Source organism: Pseudomonas sp. ANT_J28 (genome assembly GCF_008370005.1).
Taxonomy (GTDB): domain Bacteria; phylum Pseudomonadota; class Gammaproteobacteria; order Pseudomonadales; family Pseudomonadaceae; genus Aquipseudomonas; species Aquipseudomonas frigoris.
This window is the reverse complement of sequence record NZ_VOBM01000053.1, coordinates 1-17,317: the sequence shown is the minus strand read 5'-3', so window position 1 is coordinate 17,317 and position 17,317 is coordinate 1. Positions and strand designations below refer to the sequence as shown.

Sequence of the window (17,317 nt, the reverse complement as noted above, 5' to 3'; positions counted from 1 at the left end):
CGCGATTTTCGATAAGGACACTGCATGAAAAAGGTTCTGTTGTTCACCGCATTGGCGGCTGCCCTGACCGCGGGCCTGGCCCAGGCTGGCGAGAAACTGGTGGTTGCGGCGACCCCGGTTCCACACGCCGAGATTCTTGAACTGATCAAACCAACCCTCGCCAAAGAAGGCGTGGATCTGGAAATCAAAGTCTTCACCGACTACGTTCAGCCGAACGTACAGGTCGACCAGAAGCGTCTGGACGCCAACTACTTCCAGACCCTGCCGTACCTGAAGAGCTTCAATGAAGGCAAAGGTACCAATCTGGTGACCGTGATCGGCGTGCACGTCGAACCCTTCGGCGGCTACTCGAAGAAAGTCAAAACCCTGGCTGAGCTGAAAGACGGCGCAACCATCGCAATCCCGAACGAAGGCAGCAACAGCGGCCGTGCTCTGATCCTGCTGCAGAAGGCTGGCCTGATCGAGTTGAAAGACCCGAAAAACGCTCTGGCCACCCCGAAAGACATCGCCAAGAACCCGCACAACTTCAAGTTCAAGGAACTGGAGTCGGCCATGCTTCCGCGTGTTCTGGACCAGGTCGACCTGGACATGATCAACACCAACTACGCGCTGGAAGCCGGTCTGAACCCGGCTAAAGACGCGCTGGTGATCGAAGGTGCAGATTCGCCTTACGTGAACTTCCTGGTGGCTCGTCCGGACAACAAGGACAGCGTAGCCATCCAGAAACTGGCCAAGGCGTTGACCAGCCCGGAAGTGAAAGCCTTCATCGAGAAGAAGTACAGCGGCGCGGTATTGCCGGCGTTCTGATTCGACGCAGCATCAAACCCTTCAAGGTTTCAAACGCCGACGGCTAACAAAAGCGTCGGCGTTTTTTTGTGCCTGCACGAAACCCATGTGGGAGCGGGCTTGCTCGCGAAGAGGCCGTGTCTGTTGGTATCAATGTCGACTGACAGATCGCTTTCGCGAGCAAGTCGAATCGTCGCACCGCCGCTCCCACAGGGGATCTGTTCGCCTCAGGAGACTCAGGCCGCCCTGGCCTTCAACGCTCTGCGCAACGCCATCAACAACTTCACGATGTCCTGCGGATCCAGCCGCTGTGGCACTTTTACGTCAGCCATTTTCTCTTCCTTGTGATGGTTCGGCCGGGGAGTCTGGCCAAAAGCTGTGCGTCCTTGGAGGGGGATTATGAAAAAAAGATCCTTCCTACAGCGCAAAGAAAAATAGTCGTCTTCCGCTGCCGCAGCAAATTCGGAGGATAGTTTTTTGCGTGATATCAATATGCCTAAACGGTATTTAAATTCTTCTTTTTATACCTTTAAAGTCGGTGCCTGCCGGGTAGTTATCCACCGCCCTTGGACTGCACCACCGTCGCTTACCCTGCGGCGTCCAGAATGTTCAAATTTATCCTCGGCCCCCTGCCGGCGTTTCTTAAAGCCGTGGGCGTGACGTTGCAAGTGGCAGGAGTGATTCGCTGAGTTATGCGGTGACTTTCCGATCGCGATTCGGTTTAACAGGCGCTGATTAGTCCGGCCAATACCACGCTGGTTCATCCAGCATCCGCTGCCCGACAATCCCTGTCTGGCCCAGGTTCTTCTCCAGCACAATGCAATTGCACTCCAGATCCTGCTGCAACGCCGAAATCAACCGCCGCGCATGAGAAACCACCCACACCTGACACTGCTTCGACGCACGGATAATCAACCGCGCCAACGCGGGCCAACGCATTGACCACGCCGCCCTGAGCGGTTTCCGCCAGCAGGCGCAACGCGCGATAGAGGTTGGATCTGCCGCTGCCGTTGGGGCCGGTGATCAGGTTCAACCGACCCAACGGAATCACCCATTTATTGATCGAGCGGTAATTGGCCGCGGCGAGGGTTTTGAGTATGGGGAGCTTCCTGCTACGTGGTGCGCGATTCTGCCTTATTGTCCACGTCATCGTGCGCCAGGCTTTATTTCAAACCGTGAGGCGCACCCTTTGAACCCTGTTCTAAGCTCACAGTCGTATCGTCACTGGCACGAACGTACAACGCAAAGGAGTCTGCATGCTGGGTCCCGGATTGAAAACAGTGGTTGGCCTGAGCCTCCTTGTTCTGCTGAGCGCCTGTGGCGATAAAAAACCGGTCGAAAAGGACCGTCCGCGGGTATTCGTGCAAGAGGTAAAACCTGCGGATTACGCGGCGACGGTGACCCTGACCGGTGATGTTCAGGCGCGTGTTCAGACCGATCTGTCGTTCCGCGTTGGCGGCAAGATCATCCAGCGTACAGTCGATGTCGGTGATCGGGTTTCGGCCAAACAGGTACTGGCCAAGCTCGATCCCAAGGACCTGCAAACCAGCGTCGACTCGGCTCAGGCGCAGGTTGTTGCCGAACAGGCGCGAGTCAAACAGACCGCCGCCGCTTTCGTCCGTCAGCAAAAACTCCTGCCCAAGGGCTACACCAGCCAGAGCGAGTTCGATTCCGCCCAAGCCGCCTTGCGCAGCAGCCAAAGCGCCCTGACGGCTGCCCAGGCGCAACTGGCCAACGCCCGTGAACAACTGAGCTACACCGCGTTGGTCGCCGACGCGCCGGGGGTGATTACCGCACGCCAGGCCGAGGTCGGCCAGGTGGTGCAGGCCACCGTGCCGATTTTCAGCCTGGCCCGGGACGGTGAGCGCGACGCAGTGTTCAACGTCTACGAATCGCTGCTGAAAGAGCCTCCAGAGGATAAAACGGTGGTCGTCAGCCTGCTCGACAACCCCGCGATCAAAACCACCGGCACCGTTCGGGAAATCACCCCGGCCGTCTCCGCGCAGACTGGCACGGTGCAGGTCAAAGTCTCGCTCAACGGACTACCGGAAGGCATGCAGCTCGGTTCGGTGGTGAGTGCCACGGCCAAGACGCCAGGCAAGTCGGCGGTCGAACTGCCCTGGTCGGCACTGACGAAAAATCTCAGCGACCCGGCCGTGTGGCTGGTGGACGACGAGGGCAAGGCGCAGCTGCACACCGTCACGGTCGGCCGCTACCTGACTGGCAAAGTGATCATCAGCGCCGGCCTGAAGGGTGGCGAAAAAGTCGTCATCGCCGGCGGCCAGTTGCTGCACCCAGGCGTAAAGGTGGAAATCGCCGAAAACACCTATAAGGATTTAGCCGCGGGAGCCCAGCCATGAAGCGTCTGTTACTGGTTTGCGCCGGTGTGATGCTGGTGGCCTGCTCGAAAAAAGAACCGCCGCCGGAGCCTGTGCGTCCGGTGCTGTCCATCAAGGTCCAGTCCCTGGACGAAGAAAGTCTGGGCCGCTTCGCCGGCAGCATCCAGGCTCGATATGAAAGCAATGTCGGGTTCCGGGTGCCGGGACGCATTGCCAGCCGTAACGTCGATGTCGGTGCCGAAGTTGATAAAGGCGCGTTGCTCGCCACGCTCGACCCCACCGATCAGCAGAATCAGTTGCGTTCCGCTCAGGGCAATCTGGCCAGCGTCCAGGCGCAACTCATCAACGCCCAGGCCAACGCCCGGCGTCAGCAAGAGTTGTTCGATCGTGGTGTGGGTGCCCAGGCACAACTCGACGTCGCACAGACCGACCTCAAAACCACCCAGGCCTCCCTCGATCAAGCGAAGGCTGCGGTCGATCAGGCCAAGGACCAGCTCAACTACGTCGAACTGCGCGCCGATCACAAGGCCATTGTCACCGCGTGGAATGCCGAAGCCGGGCAAGTCGTCAGCGCCGGCCAGCAAGTGGTGACCCTGGCGCAGCCGGACATCAAAGAAGCGGTGATCGACCTGCCGGACACCCTGGTCGACCAGTCGCCGGAAGACGTGGTGTTTCAGGTTGCCGTCCAGCTCGACCCGAGCATCACCACCACAGCCATCGTTCGCGAAATCGAGCCCCAGGCGCAAAGCGCGACTCGCACCCGTCGCGCCCGCCTGACACTGACCGACACGCCACCGGGGTTTCGCCTGGGCACGGCGATCAGCGTGACCCTCAGCTCCGCGATCAAACCGCGTATCGAACTGCCCCTGACTGCGCTTCAGGAGGTCGATGGCAAACCGCGGATCTGGGTCATCGACCCGCAGACTCAAACCGTTTCCCCACGAGACGTCAGCCTGGTCAGCCGCACTGACTCAACGATGGTCCTGGCCAGCGGCGTGAAGTCTGGCGAGCGGGTGGTCAGTGCCGGCGTGAATAGCCTGAAACCGGGGCAAAAAGTAAAAATCGATGAGGACAGCCCGCAATGAAAGGGAGTTTCAACTTATCCGAATGGGCCCTCAAGCATCAGTCGTTTGTCTGGTATTTGATGTTCGTCGCGCTGCTGATGGGCGTGTTCTCGTACCTGAACCTGGGCCGCGAGGAAGACCCGTCGTTCACCATCAAAACCATGGTGATCCAGACTCGCTGGCCGGGCGCGACCCAGGAAGAAACCCTCAAGCAGGTCACTGACCGGATCGAGAAAAAACTCGAAGAGCTCGACTCGCTCGACTACGTGAAAAGCTACACCCGCCCCGGCGAGTCGACGGTTTTCGTAAACTTGCGTGATACCACCAGCGCCAAGGACATTCCGCAAATCTGGTATCAGGTGCGCAAGAAGATCAACGACATTCGCGGCGACTTCCCCCAAGGCCTGCAAGGGCCGGGATTCAACGATGAATTCGGTGACGTGTTCGGCTCGGTGTATGCCTTTACCGCCGACGGTTTGTCGATGCGCCAATTGCGCGATTACGTCGAGCAAGTCCGCGCCGAGATCCGCGAAGTGCCGGGGCTGGGCAAGGTCGAGATGGTCGGCGAGCAGGATGAAGTCCTTTACCTGAACTTCTCCACTCGCAAACTGGCGGCACTGGGCATCGATCAGCGTCAGGTGGTGCAGAGCCTGCAATCGCAAAACGCGGTGACGCCGGCCGGTGTGATCGAGGCCGGTCCCGAGCGGATTTCCGTGCGGACTTCGGGGCAGTTTGCCTCCGAGAAAGACCTGGAAAACGTCAACCTGCGACTCAACGATCGTTTCTACCGCCTCGCCGATGTTGCCGATATCAGCCGTGGTTATGTCGACCCGGCGACACCGGAGTTCCGCTTTAACGGCCATCCTGCTATCGGCCTCGCCATTGCGATGAAGAAGGGCGGCAACATTCAGGTGTTCGGCAAGGCGTTGCACCAGCGCATGACCGACCTGACCGCCGACCTGCCGGTGGGCGTCGGTGTACACAACGTTTCCGACCAGGCCGAAGTGGTGGAAAAAGCCGTCGGCGGCTTTACCAGCGCACTGTTCGAAGCGGTGGTGATCGTGCTGATCGTCAGCTTCATCAGCCTCGGCGTGCGCGCCGGGCTGGTGGTGGCGTGCTCGATTCCGCTGGTGCTGGCGATGGTCTTCGTCTTCATGGAATACAGCGGCATCACCATGCAGCGGATTTCCCTCGGTGCGCTGATCATTGCCCTCGGGCTGCTGGTGGATGACGCGATGATCACCGTCGAAATGATGGTCACGCGCCTGGAAATGGGCGAGACCAAGGAGCAAGCAGCGACGTTCGCTTACACCTCGACTGCGTTCCCGATGCTCACCGGTACGCTGGTGACGGTGGCCGGTTTCGTGCCCATCGGCCTGAACGCCAGCTCGGCCGGCGAGTACACCTTCACGCTGTTCGCGGTGATCGCGGTGGCCATGATCGTGTCGTGGATTGTCGCGGTGCTGTTCGCCCCGGTGATCGGCGTGCACATCCTCAGCGCCAACGTGAAACCTCACGACGCAGAACCGGGACGCATCGGTCGGGCGTTCAATTACGGCATGTTCTGGTCCATGCGCAATCGCTGGTGGGCGATCGGCATCACCATCGCACTGTTTGTTGCGTCGGTGTTTTCCATGCAGTTCGTGCAGAACCAGTTCTTCCCGTCTTCGGACCGCCCGGAAATCCTCGTCGACCTGAACCTGCCGCAAAACGCCTCGATCGCCGAAACCCGCAAGGCGGTGGACAAGCTCGAGGCGACGCTCAAGGGCGACCCGGACATCGTGCGCTGGAGCACCTACATCGGCGAAGGGGCGATCCGTTTCTACCTGCCCCTCGACCAGCAATTGCAGAACCCGTACTACGCGCAATTGGTGATCGTCAGTAAAGGGCTGGAATCGCGTAACGCGCTTAGCCAACGCTTGCGCGAGCGGCTGCGCAAGGATTTTGTCGGTATCGGCAGTTACGTCCAGGCGCTGGAAATGGGCCCGCCGGTGGGGCGGCCGATTCAGTACCGGGTCAGCGGCAAGGACATCGATCAGGTGCGCAAGCACGCCATCGCCCTGGCCATCGAACTGGATAAAAACTCGCACATTGGCGAGATCATTTACGACTGGAACGAACCGGGCAAAGTCCTGCGCATCGACATCGCGCAGGACAAGGCACGGCAATTGGGGCTGTCGTCGGAAGACGTGGCCAACCTGATGAACAGTATCGTGGTCGGTGCGCCGGTAACTCAGGTCGACGACGATATCTACCTGATCAACGTGGTGGGTCGTGCTATCGATGCTGAGCGCGGCACCCCGGAAACCCTGCAGAATTTGCAGATCGTCACGCCGGGCGGCACGTCGATTCCGCTGCTGGCTTTTGCCTCCGTGCGCTATGAACTTGAGCAACCGCTGGTCTGGCGCCGCGATCGCAAACCGACCATCACCATCAAGGCTGCGGTGCGCGACGAAATTCAGCCGACCGACCTGGTGAAGCAACTCCAACCCGACATCGATAAATTCGCCGCCGGTTTGCCGGTGGGCTACAAGGTCGCCACTGGCGGCACCGTCGAGGAAAGCGGCAAGGCCCAGGGGCCAATTGCCAAGGTTGTGCCGTTGATGCTGTTTTTGATGGCGACTTTCCTGATGATCCAGTTGCACAGCGTGCAGAAGCTGTTCCTGGTGGCCAGCGTTGCGCCGCTCGGTTTGATCGGCGTGGTGCTGGCGCTGATCCCGACGGGCACGCCGATGGGCTTTGTGGCGATCCTCGGGATTCTGGCGCTGATCGGCATCATCATCCGCAACTCGGTGATTCTGGTGACGCAGATCGATGCCCTGGAGAAGGACGGTCACGCACCGTGGGATGCGGTGGTGCAAGCCACGGAGCATCGTCGCCGGCCGATTCTGCTGACGGCAGCGGCGGCGAGCCTGGGGATGATCCCGATCGCCCGAGAAGTGTTCTGGGGGCCGATGGCTTACGCGATGATTGGCGGGATTATTATTGCGACGTTGCTGACGTTGCTGTTTTTGCCGGCGCTTTACGTGGCCTGGTACAAGATTCGCGAACCGAAGAAAGAAACCCGTTAAGGCACAAACCCTGTGGGAGCGAGCTTGCTCGCGAAGGCGTTCTACAATTTTCCAACATCTTACTGACCGACATTCCCGTTTCACTTGCCTTACCCTCCCTGCTCTTAACGCAGAAGGGACGCCCCATGCAGCCACTTCATCGCTATCTGATGCTGATCTGCACTTTGCTGCTCTCGCCGTGGGCCTTGGCCGATATCGTTCTGGAAAACCCGCTGTGGCGTGTCGAGCTTGACCCCGCGACCTTGGCGGTTCGCGTCACTCCCGCGCGGCGCTTGCCGGTGCAAGCGTCGGCCGGCGTGCCCGTGCACAAGGTCAGCCGTCTTGTGCAGACCACCAAGCGCATTGACTGGCAGTGGGATGATGGTGCCTGGACGCTCAGCGCCAGCCTCGATCAACGTGATCTGTCCCTGTCCATCAGCGCTCGCGATCCCGGTGAACTGAGCTTCCTCAAGCAACCGGGCAGCGCCATGGGCAAAGGCCTGTTCTGGCCGCTGGCAGAGGGGCATTACGTACCCGCCGGGGATCCGCTGTGGCAAAGCTTTCTGTTGGATCAGGGCGAGTTCACTACCACCCAGGACCTGAGCCTGCCGCTGTGGGGTGTCGATCACGGCAGCTTCACACTGAATTGGTTGATGACTAACCCCTTCAACAATCGGCTGACTTTCAGCGCCGAGGGCAAGACCCTGGCGTTGGCCGCCCGTCACGAGTTCACCTCCCTTGATTCAGGCACACCGCTGACGTTAACGCTGTCGTTGGGCGATGCTGATCCGTTGGCCGGAGCCAAACGCTATCGCCAATGGTTGATCGACAACCGGCAATACGAATCCTTGAGCGACAAACTGCGGCAAAACCCCGAGGCGAAAAAGCTGTTGGGAGCCAGCCATGTGTATCTATGGGGCAACGACCTGTTGGGCCCTGACGATGTGTGCAGTTGGCCGGCGTTGTTGAAGCTGTTGCGGGGCAATGACGCACTGGCCAGTAAATTGCGTGACAGCTTCGACGCCGAAACCCGGCAGATCCTGAGCCGTGCCGGACTGCCCCTCGACCGTTACCAGCAAACCACGTTGCTGCGTAGCCTCAATGGTGCGCTGAACAAAAAGGCGCGAAGCGGCTGGCAGTCAGTCGCTGAGCCGGACATGCAATCACTGGCTGAGGGTTATGGTCGACTGCGCACGCAAGTGGCGAAAGCATTTGCCGAGGCGCTGACAGCAACCCCTGAAGGCTGGGGCAACACGTTGTCGTCTGGAACATTCGAACAGTTGCAAGCCGCCGGGTTGTCGCGCTTATGGTTAGGGCTCGGCGAGGGTTGGGAGGGCGGCCTCTGGCATCCTGAAGCGGTGCGCCAAGGCGTGGCGGCCGGGTATCTGGTGGCGCCTTACGACTCTTACGAAACCGCACTGACCACCACTGAAAACCCGGACTGGACCACCGCGCATCTGGGCTCTCGGGCCAACCTTGAGTGCGCGATTGTCTTGAGGAGTGGCGAATTCAAAAGCGGTTTCCAGCAATCCGGGCACTACACCGATCCGCGCTGTGTGCGGCCACTGCTTGAAGCCCGAGTTCGTGCGGTACAGGCCAAGGCCGGGTTCAATAGCTGGTTCCTCGATGCCTACGCCACCGGCATGGTGTTCGACAGCTATCGCCCCGGCGCCACCATGAGCCAAGCCCAAAACGCCGAGGGCAATATCGATGCCTCCCGCTGGTTGAACGAGACACTGCAGTTGCCTGCCGGCTCCGAGGACGGCAACGCCACCACGGCTCGGGGCGTGCTATTTGCCCATGGCATGCAGACACCGGTGATCGGCTGGGGGGATTCGGACATGAGCAAGAACCCCAAGTCGCCGTATTACCTGGGCCGTTGGTTTCCGAACGAAAAGCCCCAGGTTTTTTTCAAGTCGGTGCCGCTCAAGGAACCTTATCGTACGGTGCACTTTGCCCCGCAGACCCGGTTGCCGCTGTATCAGGCAGTGTTCCACGGCTCGGTGATCACCACTCATCACTGGCTGTTCGACAGCCTGAAGCTGAGCAATGTGCGGGTCGAGAACGAGCTCACTCAGTTGCTCTATAACGTGCCGCCGCTCTATCACTTGAGCGCGGATACGTTGAAGCAGCGATTGCCGGTGATTGCACGACAGGATGGGTTTTTTCGGCCACTGCACGAACGCTTGGCGACTCAGGCGATGACGGATTTTCGCTGGTTGACCGAGGATCGCCAGGTGCAGCAAACCACGTTTGCCGATAGCACGCGGCTGGTGGCCAATTTCGATGTGCGCGAGCGTGAAGTTGAAGGCAAACGGTTGGCCGGGCAGAGCATCACGGCGTTTGGCGTGGATGGGTCAGTGGTGAGCTATCAGGTTGCTTCGTCGCGCTGAAGACCTTCGCGAGCAAGCTCGCTCCCACAGGAGAATGCGGTCAACTGTGGGAGCGGGCTTGGCCGCGAAGGCGTCGGCACTGACTACGCAGGCTTGCGCCAGACACTCGCCAACCAAGGCTGCTGCTCCCGCGGCAGCCCCGCCGGTCGGTAGTAATGCTCCAACTCTACAAACCCCGCCTCGGTCAGCAAATCCTGCCACGCCTCAAGATCGTGATACGCCCCATAACGCGGCCCATTCCACCCCTCTTGATTCTCCCCACGAGGATTGGAACTGAACAACACCCCGCCCGGTTTCAACGTCCCGCGTAATTGCGTCAACACCCGAGGCAATTCCTGACGCGGAATATGAAACAGCACCGCATTGGCGAAGATCCCGTCAAAGCGCTCTGCCGGCAAATCCAGCTTCAGAAAATCTTGCTGCCAGACCTCACAGCCACTGTCTTCCCGCGCCATCTGCGCAAACTTCTCCGAGCCATCAAGCCCGACAGCGGTGTGGCCCATGCGCGTGAAGGTTTGCAAATCACGCCCCGGCCCACAGCCAAAGTCGAGAATGTCGAATGGCGCCTCCCCCTGAATATGCCGCAGCAGCGCCTCAATGTTCTGGCTGACATCGTGATCGCGAGTCCCCTCGCGAAAACTTTCAGCTACCGAGTTGTAATGGCCCAGGGTGGTGGAGGTGATCTGCTCGAGGTCGGTGGGGGTCTGTTTCATGGTCGGCTGCGCAGGCAATGTGAGTTCGCCGAATATACGCCATGAGGCAGAAGGCTGCTGCGCAGCCATTCGCGAGCAAGCCCGCTCCCACATTTCATCGCGTCCACCCGGGCAACGCGGTCGAATGTGGGAGCGGGCTTGCTCGCGAAAGCGGTATCACTGACAACCAATGACTTCAGCCAGGCTCAACGCTTATTGAGACCCCGCGCCAACCGATCCCCGCCCAATTGAATCGCCGCCACCAACACCACCAGCAATACAATCACCGTCAACATGATCTGGCTATCAAATCGCTGATACCCGTACCGATAAGCGATGTCGCCCAACCCGCCGGCACCAATCGCCCCCGCCATGGCCGACGAGTTGATCATCGTAACCAGCGTAATCGTGAAACCGCCGACAATCCCCGGCAGCGACTCGGGCAACAACACATGCCAAACGATATGCCAGCGCCGGCAACCCATCGCCTGCGCCGCTTCGATCAACCCGTGATCAACCTCACGCAAACCGACTTCGGCGATACGCGCAAAGAACGGCGTGGCCGCAATCGTCAGCGGCACCACTGCCGCCCAGACGCCGTACGTGGTGCCGACGATCAGCCGGGTGAACGGAATCAGCGCCACCATCAGAATCAGAAACGGAATCGAGCGGAACAGGTTCACGAACGCGCCCAGCGCACGGTTCAGCGTCGGCGCCTCATAGATTCCGCCCTTGGAACTGGTGACCAGAATCACCGCCAGCGGAATGCCCGCCAGCAGCGCGATCAATGACGACACGCCGACCATCAGAAAGGTGTCGATGACGCCTTGCAGCAAGCGATCAAACCACATAACCCAGCACCTCCACCTGTTGCGCCCAGTTGCCGGCGCGTTGACGCAATTCCTCTGCGCCGAGGGACGAACCGGTCACCGCCAATAGCAATTGCCCGAGGGCATGGCCCTGAATCCGTTCCACGTCACCTTGCAGCAAACGCACGCGACCACCGAGGGCACTGAACAACGCCGCAAGGTCAGGCTCGTCGCTGGCGCTGCCAGTGAACTGCAAACGCAGCACAACAGCGGCGTCCGAGGACTGTGGTTGCGGGCTCAGGCGGCTTTGCAGTTCTTCCGGCAACGCGTGTTGCAGCGGCGCGAGCAAGGTCTTGCTGACCTCATGCTGCGGATTGCCGAAGACCTCCCAGACCGGCCCTTGCTCGACGATTTGCCCGTGTTCGAGTACCACGACGCGATCACAGATATCGCGAATCACCGCCATCTCGTGGGTGATCAGCACGATGGTCAGGCCTAGGCGTTGATTGATCTCGCGCAGCAGGCAGAGGATTGATTGCGTGGTTTCCGGGTCCAGCGCTGAAGTGGCTTCGTCGCACAGCAGAATCGCCGGGTCATGCACCAAGGCGCGGGCGATGCCGACGCGCTGTTTCTGCCCGCCGGAAAGCTGCGCCGGGTAGGCCTTGTGTTTCTCTTGCAAGCCCACCAGTTCCAGCAATTCGCGGACTTTCTGCTCGCGTTTTTCCTTCGGTACACCGGCCACTTTCAGCGGCAACTCGACGTTCTGCCAAACCGTCTTGGCCGACATCAGGTTGAAGTGCTGGAAGATCATGCCGATGCGCCGACGCAGCGCCACCAGGCGGTCTTCATCGAACTCGCCGATGTCGAGTTGATCGATCAGCACGCGACCCGTACTCGGTTGTTCCAGACGGTTGATCGTGCGAATCAGCGACGACTTGCCGGCGCCGCTGCGACCGATGATGCCGAACACCTCGCCGCGCTGGATCGCCAGGTCGATGCCGTGCAGGGCCGCCACTGGACCTTGCTGGCCGTTGTAGGTTTTGCCCAGGCTGATGAAGCGCACGTGAGCGCGGTTGAGCGCTGGATGCAGTTCGGTCTGTTCGACTTTGTGGGGCTCTGGAGTTTCCAGTCGCAGTTGGGTGGCTGCCGTCATATTCAGCTTTCCCAGCCAGCTTGATAGAGCTTGCCATGGGCTTTATCCAGCGCTGCACGAACGGCCGGCGAATGCTGGTAGATGTCGACGAATTTGATCAGGCGCGGGTCGGTTTTGCTTTTCGGCTGGATCACGAACTGGATCACGTATTCCTTGTGATCGAGACCGTCGAACAGCAGGGCGGAGCCGGCATCGAAGGTCTTCGACAGGCGAATGTAGGCTGGGTAACCCTGGACCAGATCGGCGTCGTCATAGGCGCGTACCAGTTGCACGGCTTCGACCTGCAAGATTTTGATCTTCTTCGGATTGGCGATGATGTCTTCTTCGGTGGCCTTGTAGCCAACGCCCGGTTTAAGCGTGATCAGCCCAGCCTTGGCCAGCAGTTGCAAGCCACGACCGCTGTTGATCGGGTCATTGGCGATCGCCACGCTGGTGCCTTCCGGGAGCTCGTCGAAGCTTTTGTATTTCTTCGAGTAGAGACCGACGTTGTTGATGATCCCCGGTGCGAACGGCACCAGGTCAAAACCGGCGGCGGCCTTGGCGTTTTCCAGGAACGGGACGTGCTGGAAGTAGTTCACATCGATGTCACCGGCGGCGAGGCTGACGTTGGGGGCGATCCAGTCGCTGAACTCCACCAGGTCGACTTGCAAGCCTTGTTTTTTGGCTTCTTCGACGGCGGCTTCCAGGGGAATGGCGAAGGCTGCAGTGGTGCCGACTTTCAGCGGCGCATCGGCGGCGAAGGTGATGGAGCTGAAAAGGCCGAGGGCCAGGGCCAGTGCTTTGACTGGGTGAGAGAGATAGTTTCTGGTCATGATGAGTTTTCCAGGCAGTGCATAGTTGTGTGGTGTTTGCTCGCAATACTTTTAGCTCCGGTAGGCCGCGCCGGTGTGTTGCTCGGGCAAATGCGCCTCGCCGTGAAACAGTTTTTCTCGCAGGCTGCCTCTGTCGTAAGCGGTCTTGTACGACCCTCGGCGTTGCAACTCCGGAATCACCCAATCGATGAAATCCACATAGCTTTCCGGCGTGACAATTCGCGTCAGGTTGAAGCCGTCGAGGCCGGTTTCCGCGATCCACGATTCCAGCTCATCGGCGACTTGCTCAGGCGACCCAACCACGGTGATGTAGCGACCACCGAGGGCGTGTTGCTCGAGTAATTTGCGGCGAGTCCAGTCGTTGTTTTGCAGGTTTTTGGTGGCGGACTGGATCGCGTTGCTCTTTACGTACTGGATCGGTTCGTCGATGGCGTATTCGGAGAAATCGATCCCGGTGGAGGCCGAGAAATGCGCCACGCCGGCCTCGGCGCTGGCGTAGCTCAAGTACTCGGCATGCTTGGCCCAGGCCAGCTCTTCGGTGGCGCCGACAATCACGTTCAGCCCCATGAATACCTTGATGTCCTCGGGGTTTCGCCCGGCCTCGACGGCACTGGCGCGCACCTTGTCCACTTGAATTTTGGTCGACGGTTTGTTCTGGCCGCTGATGAACACGCACTCGGCATGTCGCCCGGCGAACAGCAAACCACGATCCGAACTGCCGGCCTGGAACAGCACCGGCGTGCGCTGCGGCGAGGGTTCACAGAGGTGATAACCCTCGACCTGATAGAACTCGCCCTTGTGCTCGACCTTGTGCACTTTCTCGGGTTGCGCGTAGATCCGCTGCTGCGGATCGTTAAGCACTGCGCCGTTTTCCCAGCTGCCTTCCCAGAGTTTGTAGAGCACTTGCAGGTATTCGTCGGCCTGGTCGTAACGACGGTCGTGTTCGACCTGTTCGCTCAAACCCATGGCCTTGGCGGCGCTGTCGAGGTAGCCGGTGACGATGTTCCAGCCGACCCGGCCACGGCTCAGGTGATCGAGCGTGGACATGCGTCGGGCGAACAGATAGGGCGATTCGTAAGTCAGGTTGGCGGTGAGGCCGAAGCCAAGGTTTTTTGTCACTGCGGCCATGGCCGACACCAGCAGCAGCGGGTCATTGACCGGAAGTTGGATCGACTCTTTGAGCGGCACGTCTACCGAGTTTTGGTAGATGTCGTACACGCCGACGATATCGGCGATGAACAATCCGTCAAACAGACCTCGCTCTAAAAGTTGTGCCAGTTCGGTCCAGTATTCGATCGTCTTGTATTGGGTTGAAGTGTCCCGTGGATGCGTCCACAGACCATGGTTGATGTGCCCGATGCAGTTCATGTTGAACGCATTGAGCAGAATTTTTTTCTTGCTCATTTAGATGGTCCCCCGCAATGGCGGGTTTTCATCGTTGAGGTAGTAATTGCCGACCGCGTGATACTTCCAGCGCACCGGGTCGTGCAGCGTATGAACCCGAGCGTTGCGCCAGTGGCGATCCAGACCGTGTTCGATCAGGGTTGACTGGCTGCCGGCCAGTTCAAACAGCGTGCTACCGGCGGCGAGGGAAATCTCGGTGCTGATGGCGCGGGCTTCGGCGACCGCAATCGACGCGGCGGCGACGGTCTCGGCGTTGGTGTCGGCCTGAGCCTTGTCGAGGAATTCGCCAGAGCGTTCCAGCAAGGCTTCGGCGGCGTGCAGACGAATGCTCAAGTGGCCGAAGCTCTTGATGGTCAGCGGGTCTTCGGTGGCTTTGTCGTTACCGGAATCGATCCACGGCCGGGTCTTGGTGCGCACGAAATGCAGCGCATCTTCATAGGCGGCGCGGGCGATACCGGTGTCGATAGCGGCATGAAGAATCTGCGCCAGCGGGCCGACGGTGGTCGGGCGCTCGAACGCACTTTGAAACGGGATCACGTCTTCGGCGGCGACGTAAACATCTTCAAACACCACCGAACCGCTGCCGGTGGTGCGCTGGCCGAAACCGCTCCAGTCGTCGATCACCGTCAGCCCTTTGCTGTTGCGCGGCACGAACGCCAGTTGCTGCATGCCATTTTCATCCACCACCGACGTCGGAATGCGCTGGGCGTAAATCGCCCCGGTGGCGTAGAACTTGCGACCGTTGATGCGATAGCCGTCACGTTCTCCATGCAGATCAGGGGTCAGGCTGGTGACGCGGTCGTGGGCGGTTTTGGTGCCCAGTTCCGCGAGGGCATTGCCGAAGCGTTGGCCGGCCAATACTTCTGCGTAGAGGCGTTTTTTCTGCTCTTCGCTGCCATTCACCCGCAATACTTCGAGCGCATAAAAATGGTTCTGCGGGATCTGGCCGAGGGAACCGTCAGCCTGGGCGATCAGCGCGATCACCTTGGCCAGGGTGACGTTGGAAACCCCGGCGCCGCCGTATTCTTTTGGCACGCTGATGCCCCAAAGACCCGAGCGGGAAAACACTTCCAGTTCCGGGTGTGGCAAACGGCGTTCGCGGTCGCGCAGGGCGCTGTCGCGTTTGAAATCTTCGGCCAGGTCACTGGCGACGATCAGGGCTTGCTCATCGCTGGTTATGACCGCGACGTGGTGAGAAAGAGTCATGTGTTTCTCCAGAGATCTGGTCGTTAAATCCAGGAGTGGCGAGCGGGCAAAGTGCCGTTCAGGTGATACGTCCCGACGGCGTGATATTTCCAGCGTACGGGGTCGTGGAGCGTGTGCACGCGGGCGTTGCGCCAATGGCGGTCGAGGTTGAATTCGGCGAGGGTGGCGCGGCTGCCGGCCAGTTCGAAAAGCTTTTCGCTGGCCAGCAGTGAGATCTCGGTGGTCAGGACTTTGGCTTCGGCCACGGCAATCGAGGCGCGGGCGGCGGACTCGGCGGTGAGCGGCGCGGCGATGACCTGATCGAGCACTTGTCCGGCCTTGCGCAGCAGCGCTTCGGCGGCGTGCAATTCGATTTTCAGTTTGCCGATGTCGGCGATCACATAAAGATCGTCGCTGGCCCGTTCGACCTTGGCGTCGATCCACGGCCGTGCCCGGGTTTTCACGAACGCGATGGCGTCGTCGATGGCGCCCCGGGCGATGCCGGCGTCAATGGCTGCTTGAATCAGCTGCGACACGGCACCCTGAATGTTCGGGCTGTCATTGATCTTCCAGTTATCCACCACCAGCTCGGCGTCGACCTGCACGTTGTTGAGCAAAAGGGTGCCGCTGGCGGTGGTGCGTTGGCCGAAGCCCGACCAGTCATCCACGATGCGCAGGCCCGGTGTGCCGCGGCGGACGAAGGCCAGAACCTGCTTGCCATCGTCGTTCAGCGCCTTGACGGCGACCCAGTGGGCGAACAGGGCGCCGGTGGAATAGAACTTCTGCCCGTTAAGGACGAAGCCGTCGCCGCTGGCGGTGATTCGCGCCTTGAGTTCAAGGGTGTTTTTGGTGCCGCGCTCAGGGCCCGCGTTACCGATCCGCCAGCCGTCGAGCACGCTTTTGAACAGCTGCTTTTTTTGCGATTCAGTGGCGCTGCCGAGCACCAGGTTGAGAATGCCGAACTGGTTCTGCGGGATCTGTCCCAATGCCGGGTCGGCCGCGGAAATGATCGCGAAGACTTCGGCAAGGGTGACGAACGAAACCTGCGGGCCACCGTACTCACGCGGGATGGCAATGCTGCCCAGGCCGCTGCGGGTGAACTGTTCGATTTCCGACCATGGCAGCTTGCGCTGCTGGTCGCGTCTGGCTGCTTGTAGACGGGCGACTTGCGCCAGCTCATGGGCGGCCTTGATGGCTTGTGCGTCGTTGCGCAAGACCTGCGCGGGCAACAACAACGGGGCGATGTCCAGATCACTCTGGACGATTGTATCTGCCAGACTGGACATCAGTGCCGCTCCTTGGCTGCACGCAATGCCCTGGCGATCTGCACTGGGGTGATTGTGTTCCGGACCATACCTACCTCACATCTCATGGAAACGCCGCGAGGGTTGCGACGAACGAAAACAAGAATGTCCGGTGGTCCGGTGCATATACCCTAAGCGTGTATAAAAAATTAATAAACTAACTTTTAGGAATATGCATAGAAGGTGGTGCCACAGATTCATGTAATTGGATGGACTCGCCCAAGCCGAGGCGTCAATGCGCCACGGTGGCAGTCTAAACAGCCAACGACAGCGAGGGCGAGTCCATGAAAAATCATAGTTCGATTGATCAATCCCTGTCTTCTTCC

General features: G+C 59.9%; 12 protein-coding genes and 2 pseudogenes. 5 read left to right on the top strand and 9 right to left on the bottom strand.

Features of this window, described 5'->3' with window-relative positions:
• Positions 1 to 24: 24 nt before the first annotated feature.
• Positions 25 to 807 (top strand): MetQ/NlpA family ABC transporter substrate-binding protein, encoded by a 783-nt coding sequence (locus FQ187_RS26680; protein ID WP_010464830.1) that lies wholly within the window; start codon positions 25 to 27, stop codon positions 805 to 807.
• Positions 808 to 1,521: 714 nt separating this feature from the next.
• On the opposite strand, the pseudogene FQ187_RS31030 reads toward FQ187_RS26680, so the two are convergent.
• Both FQ187_RS31030 and FQ187_RS31025 read right to left on the bottom strand, forming a co-directional pair.
• Positions 1,522 to 1,716: pseudogene (locus FQ187_RS31030) on the bottom strand (AAA family ATPase); the annotation flags it as partial.
• Positions 1,697 to 1,885, bottom strand: a pseudogene (locus FQ187_RS31025) (AAA family ATPase); the annotation flags it as partial. The pseudogenes FQ187_RS31025 and FQ187_RS31030, both read right to left, overlap by 20 nt.
• 157 nt (positions 1,886 to 2,042) lie before the next feature.
• Between FQ187_RS31025 and FQ187_RS26670 the strand changes: the two are divergent.
• The 4 genes from FQ187_RS26670 to FQ187_RS26655 all read left to right on the top strand — a co-directional run bounded on the left by FQ187_RS26670 (position 2,043) and on the right by FQ187_RS26655 (position 9,632).
• Positions 2,043 to 3,146 (top strand): efflux RND transporter periplasmic adaptor subunit, encoded by a 1,104-nt coding sequence (locus tag FQ187_RS26670; RefSeq protein ID WP_149631762.1) that lies wholly within the window; start codon positions 2,043 to 2,045, stop codon positions 3,144 to 3,146.
• A complete protein-coding gene (locus FQ187_RS26665; RefSeq protein ID WP_149631761.1) occupies positions 3,143 to 4,210 on the top strand; it encodes an efflux RND transporter periplasmic adaptor subunit in 1,068 nt (355 codons plus the stop codon). Before FQ187_RS26670 ends, FQ187_RS26665 begins: the two co-directional genes overlap by 4 nt.
• Entirely contained in the window at positions 4,207 to 7,260 is a 3,054-nt protein-coding gene (locus FQ187_RS26660) for an efflux RND transporter permease subunit (RefSeq protein ID WP_149631760.1), read from the top strand. The genes FQ187_RS26665 and FQ187_RS26660 overlap by 4 nt, the downstream gene beginning before the upstream one ends.
• Before the next feature lie 125 nt (positions 7,261 to 7,385).
• Positions 7,386 to 9,632: a glycoside hydrolase gene (locus tag FQ187_RS26655; protein WP_149631759.1), complete on the top strand. Its 2,247-nt coding sequence runs from the start codon at positions 7,386 to 7,388 to the stop codon at positions 9,630 to 9,632.
• A gap of 83 nt (positions 9,633 to 9,715) precedes the next feature.
• Here FQ187_RS26655 and FQ187_RS26650 read toward each other — a convergent pair whose 3' ends face one another.
• From FQ187_RS26650 to FQ187_RS26620, 7 genes are all read right to left on the bottom strand, one after another.
• Positions 9,716 to 10,345, bottom strand: a complete 630-nt coding sequence (locus FQ187_RS26650) for a bifunctional 2-polyprenyl-6-hydroxyphenol methylase/3-demethylubiquinol 3-O-methyltransferase UbiG (RefSeq protein ID WP_149631758.1) — start codon at positions 10,343 to 10,345, stop codon at positions 9,716 to 9,718.
• A gap of 185 nt (positions 10,346 to 10,530) precedes the next feature.
• A complete protein-coding gene (locus tag FQ187_RS26645) occupies positions 10,531 to 11,175 on the bottom strand; it encodes a methionine ABC transporter permease (RefSeq protein WP_149631757.1) in 645 nt (214 codons plus the stop codon).
• Positions 11,165 to 12,286, bottom strand: coding sequence for a methionine ABC transporter ATP-binding protein (locus tag FQ187_RS26640; RefSeq protein ID WP_149631756.1), 1,122 nt, complete (start codon positions 12,284 to 12,286; stop codon positions 11,165 to 11,167). Before FQ187_RS26640 ends, FQ187_RS26645 begins: the two co-directional genes overlap by 11 nt.
• Before the next feature lie 2 nt (positions 12,287 to 12,288).
• Positions 12,289 to 13,098 (bottom strand): MetQ/NlpA family ABC transporter substrate-binding protein, encoded by an 810-nt coding sequence (locus tag FQ187_RS26635; protein WP_149631755.1) that lies wholly within the window; start codon positions 13,096 to 13,098, stop codon positions 12,289 to 12,291.
• Positions 13,099 to 13,149: 51 nt separating this feature from the next.
• A complete protein-coding gene (locus tag FQ187_RS26630) occupies positions 13,150 to 14,502 on the bottom strand; it encodes an LLM class flavin-dependent oxidoreductase (RefSeq protein WP_149631754.1) in 1,353 nt (450 codons plus the stop codon).
• On the bottom strand, positions 14,503 to 15,708 hold the full coding sequence (locus tag FQ187_RS26625; RefSeq protein ID WP_149631753.1) for an SfnB family sulfur acquisition oxidoreductase: 1,206 nt from the start codon (positions 15,706 to 15,708) through the stop codon (positions 14,503 to 14,505).
• 23 nt (positions 15,709 to 15,731) lie between these two features.
• Positions 15,732 to 16,973, bottom strand: a complete 1,242-nt coding sequence (locus FQ187_RS26620; RefSeq protein WP_149631752.1) for an SfnB family sulfur acquisition oxidoreductase — start codon at positions 16,971 to 16,973, stop codon at positions 15,732 to 15,734.
• Positions 16,974 to 17,317: the final 344 nt, after the last annotated feature.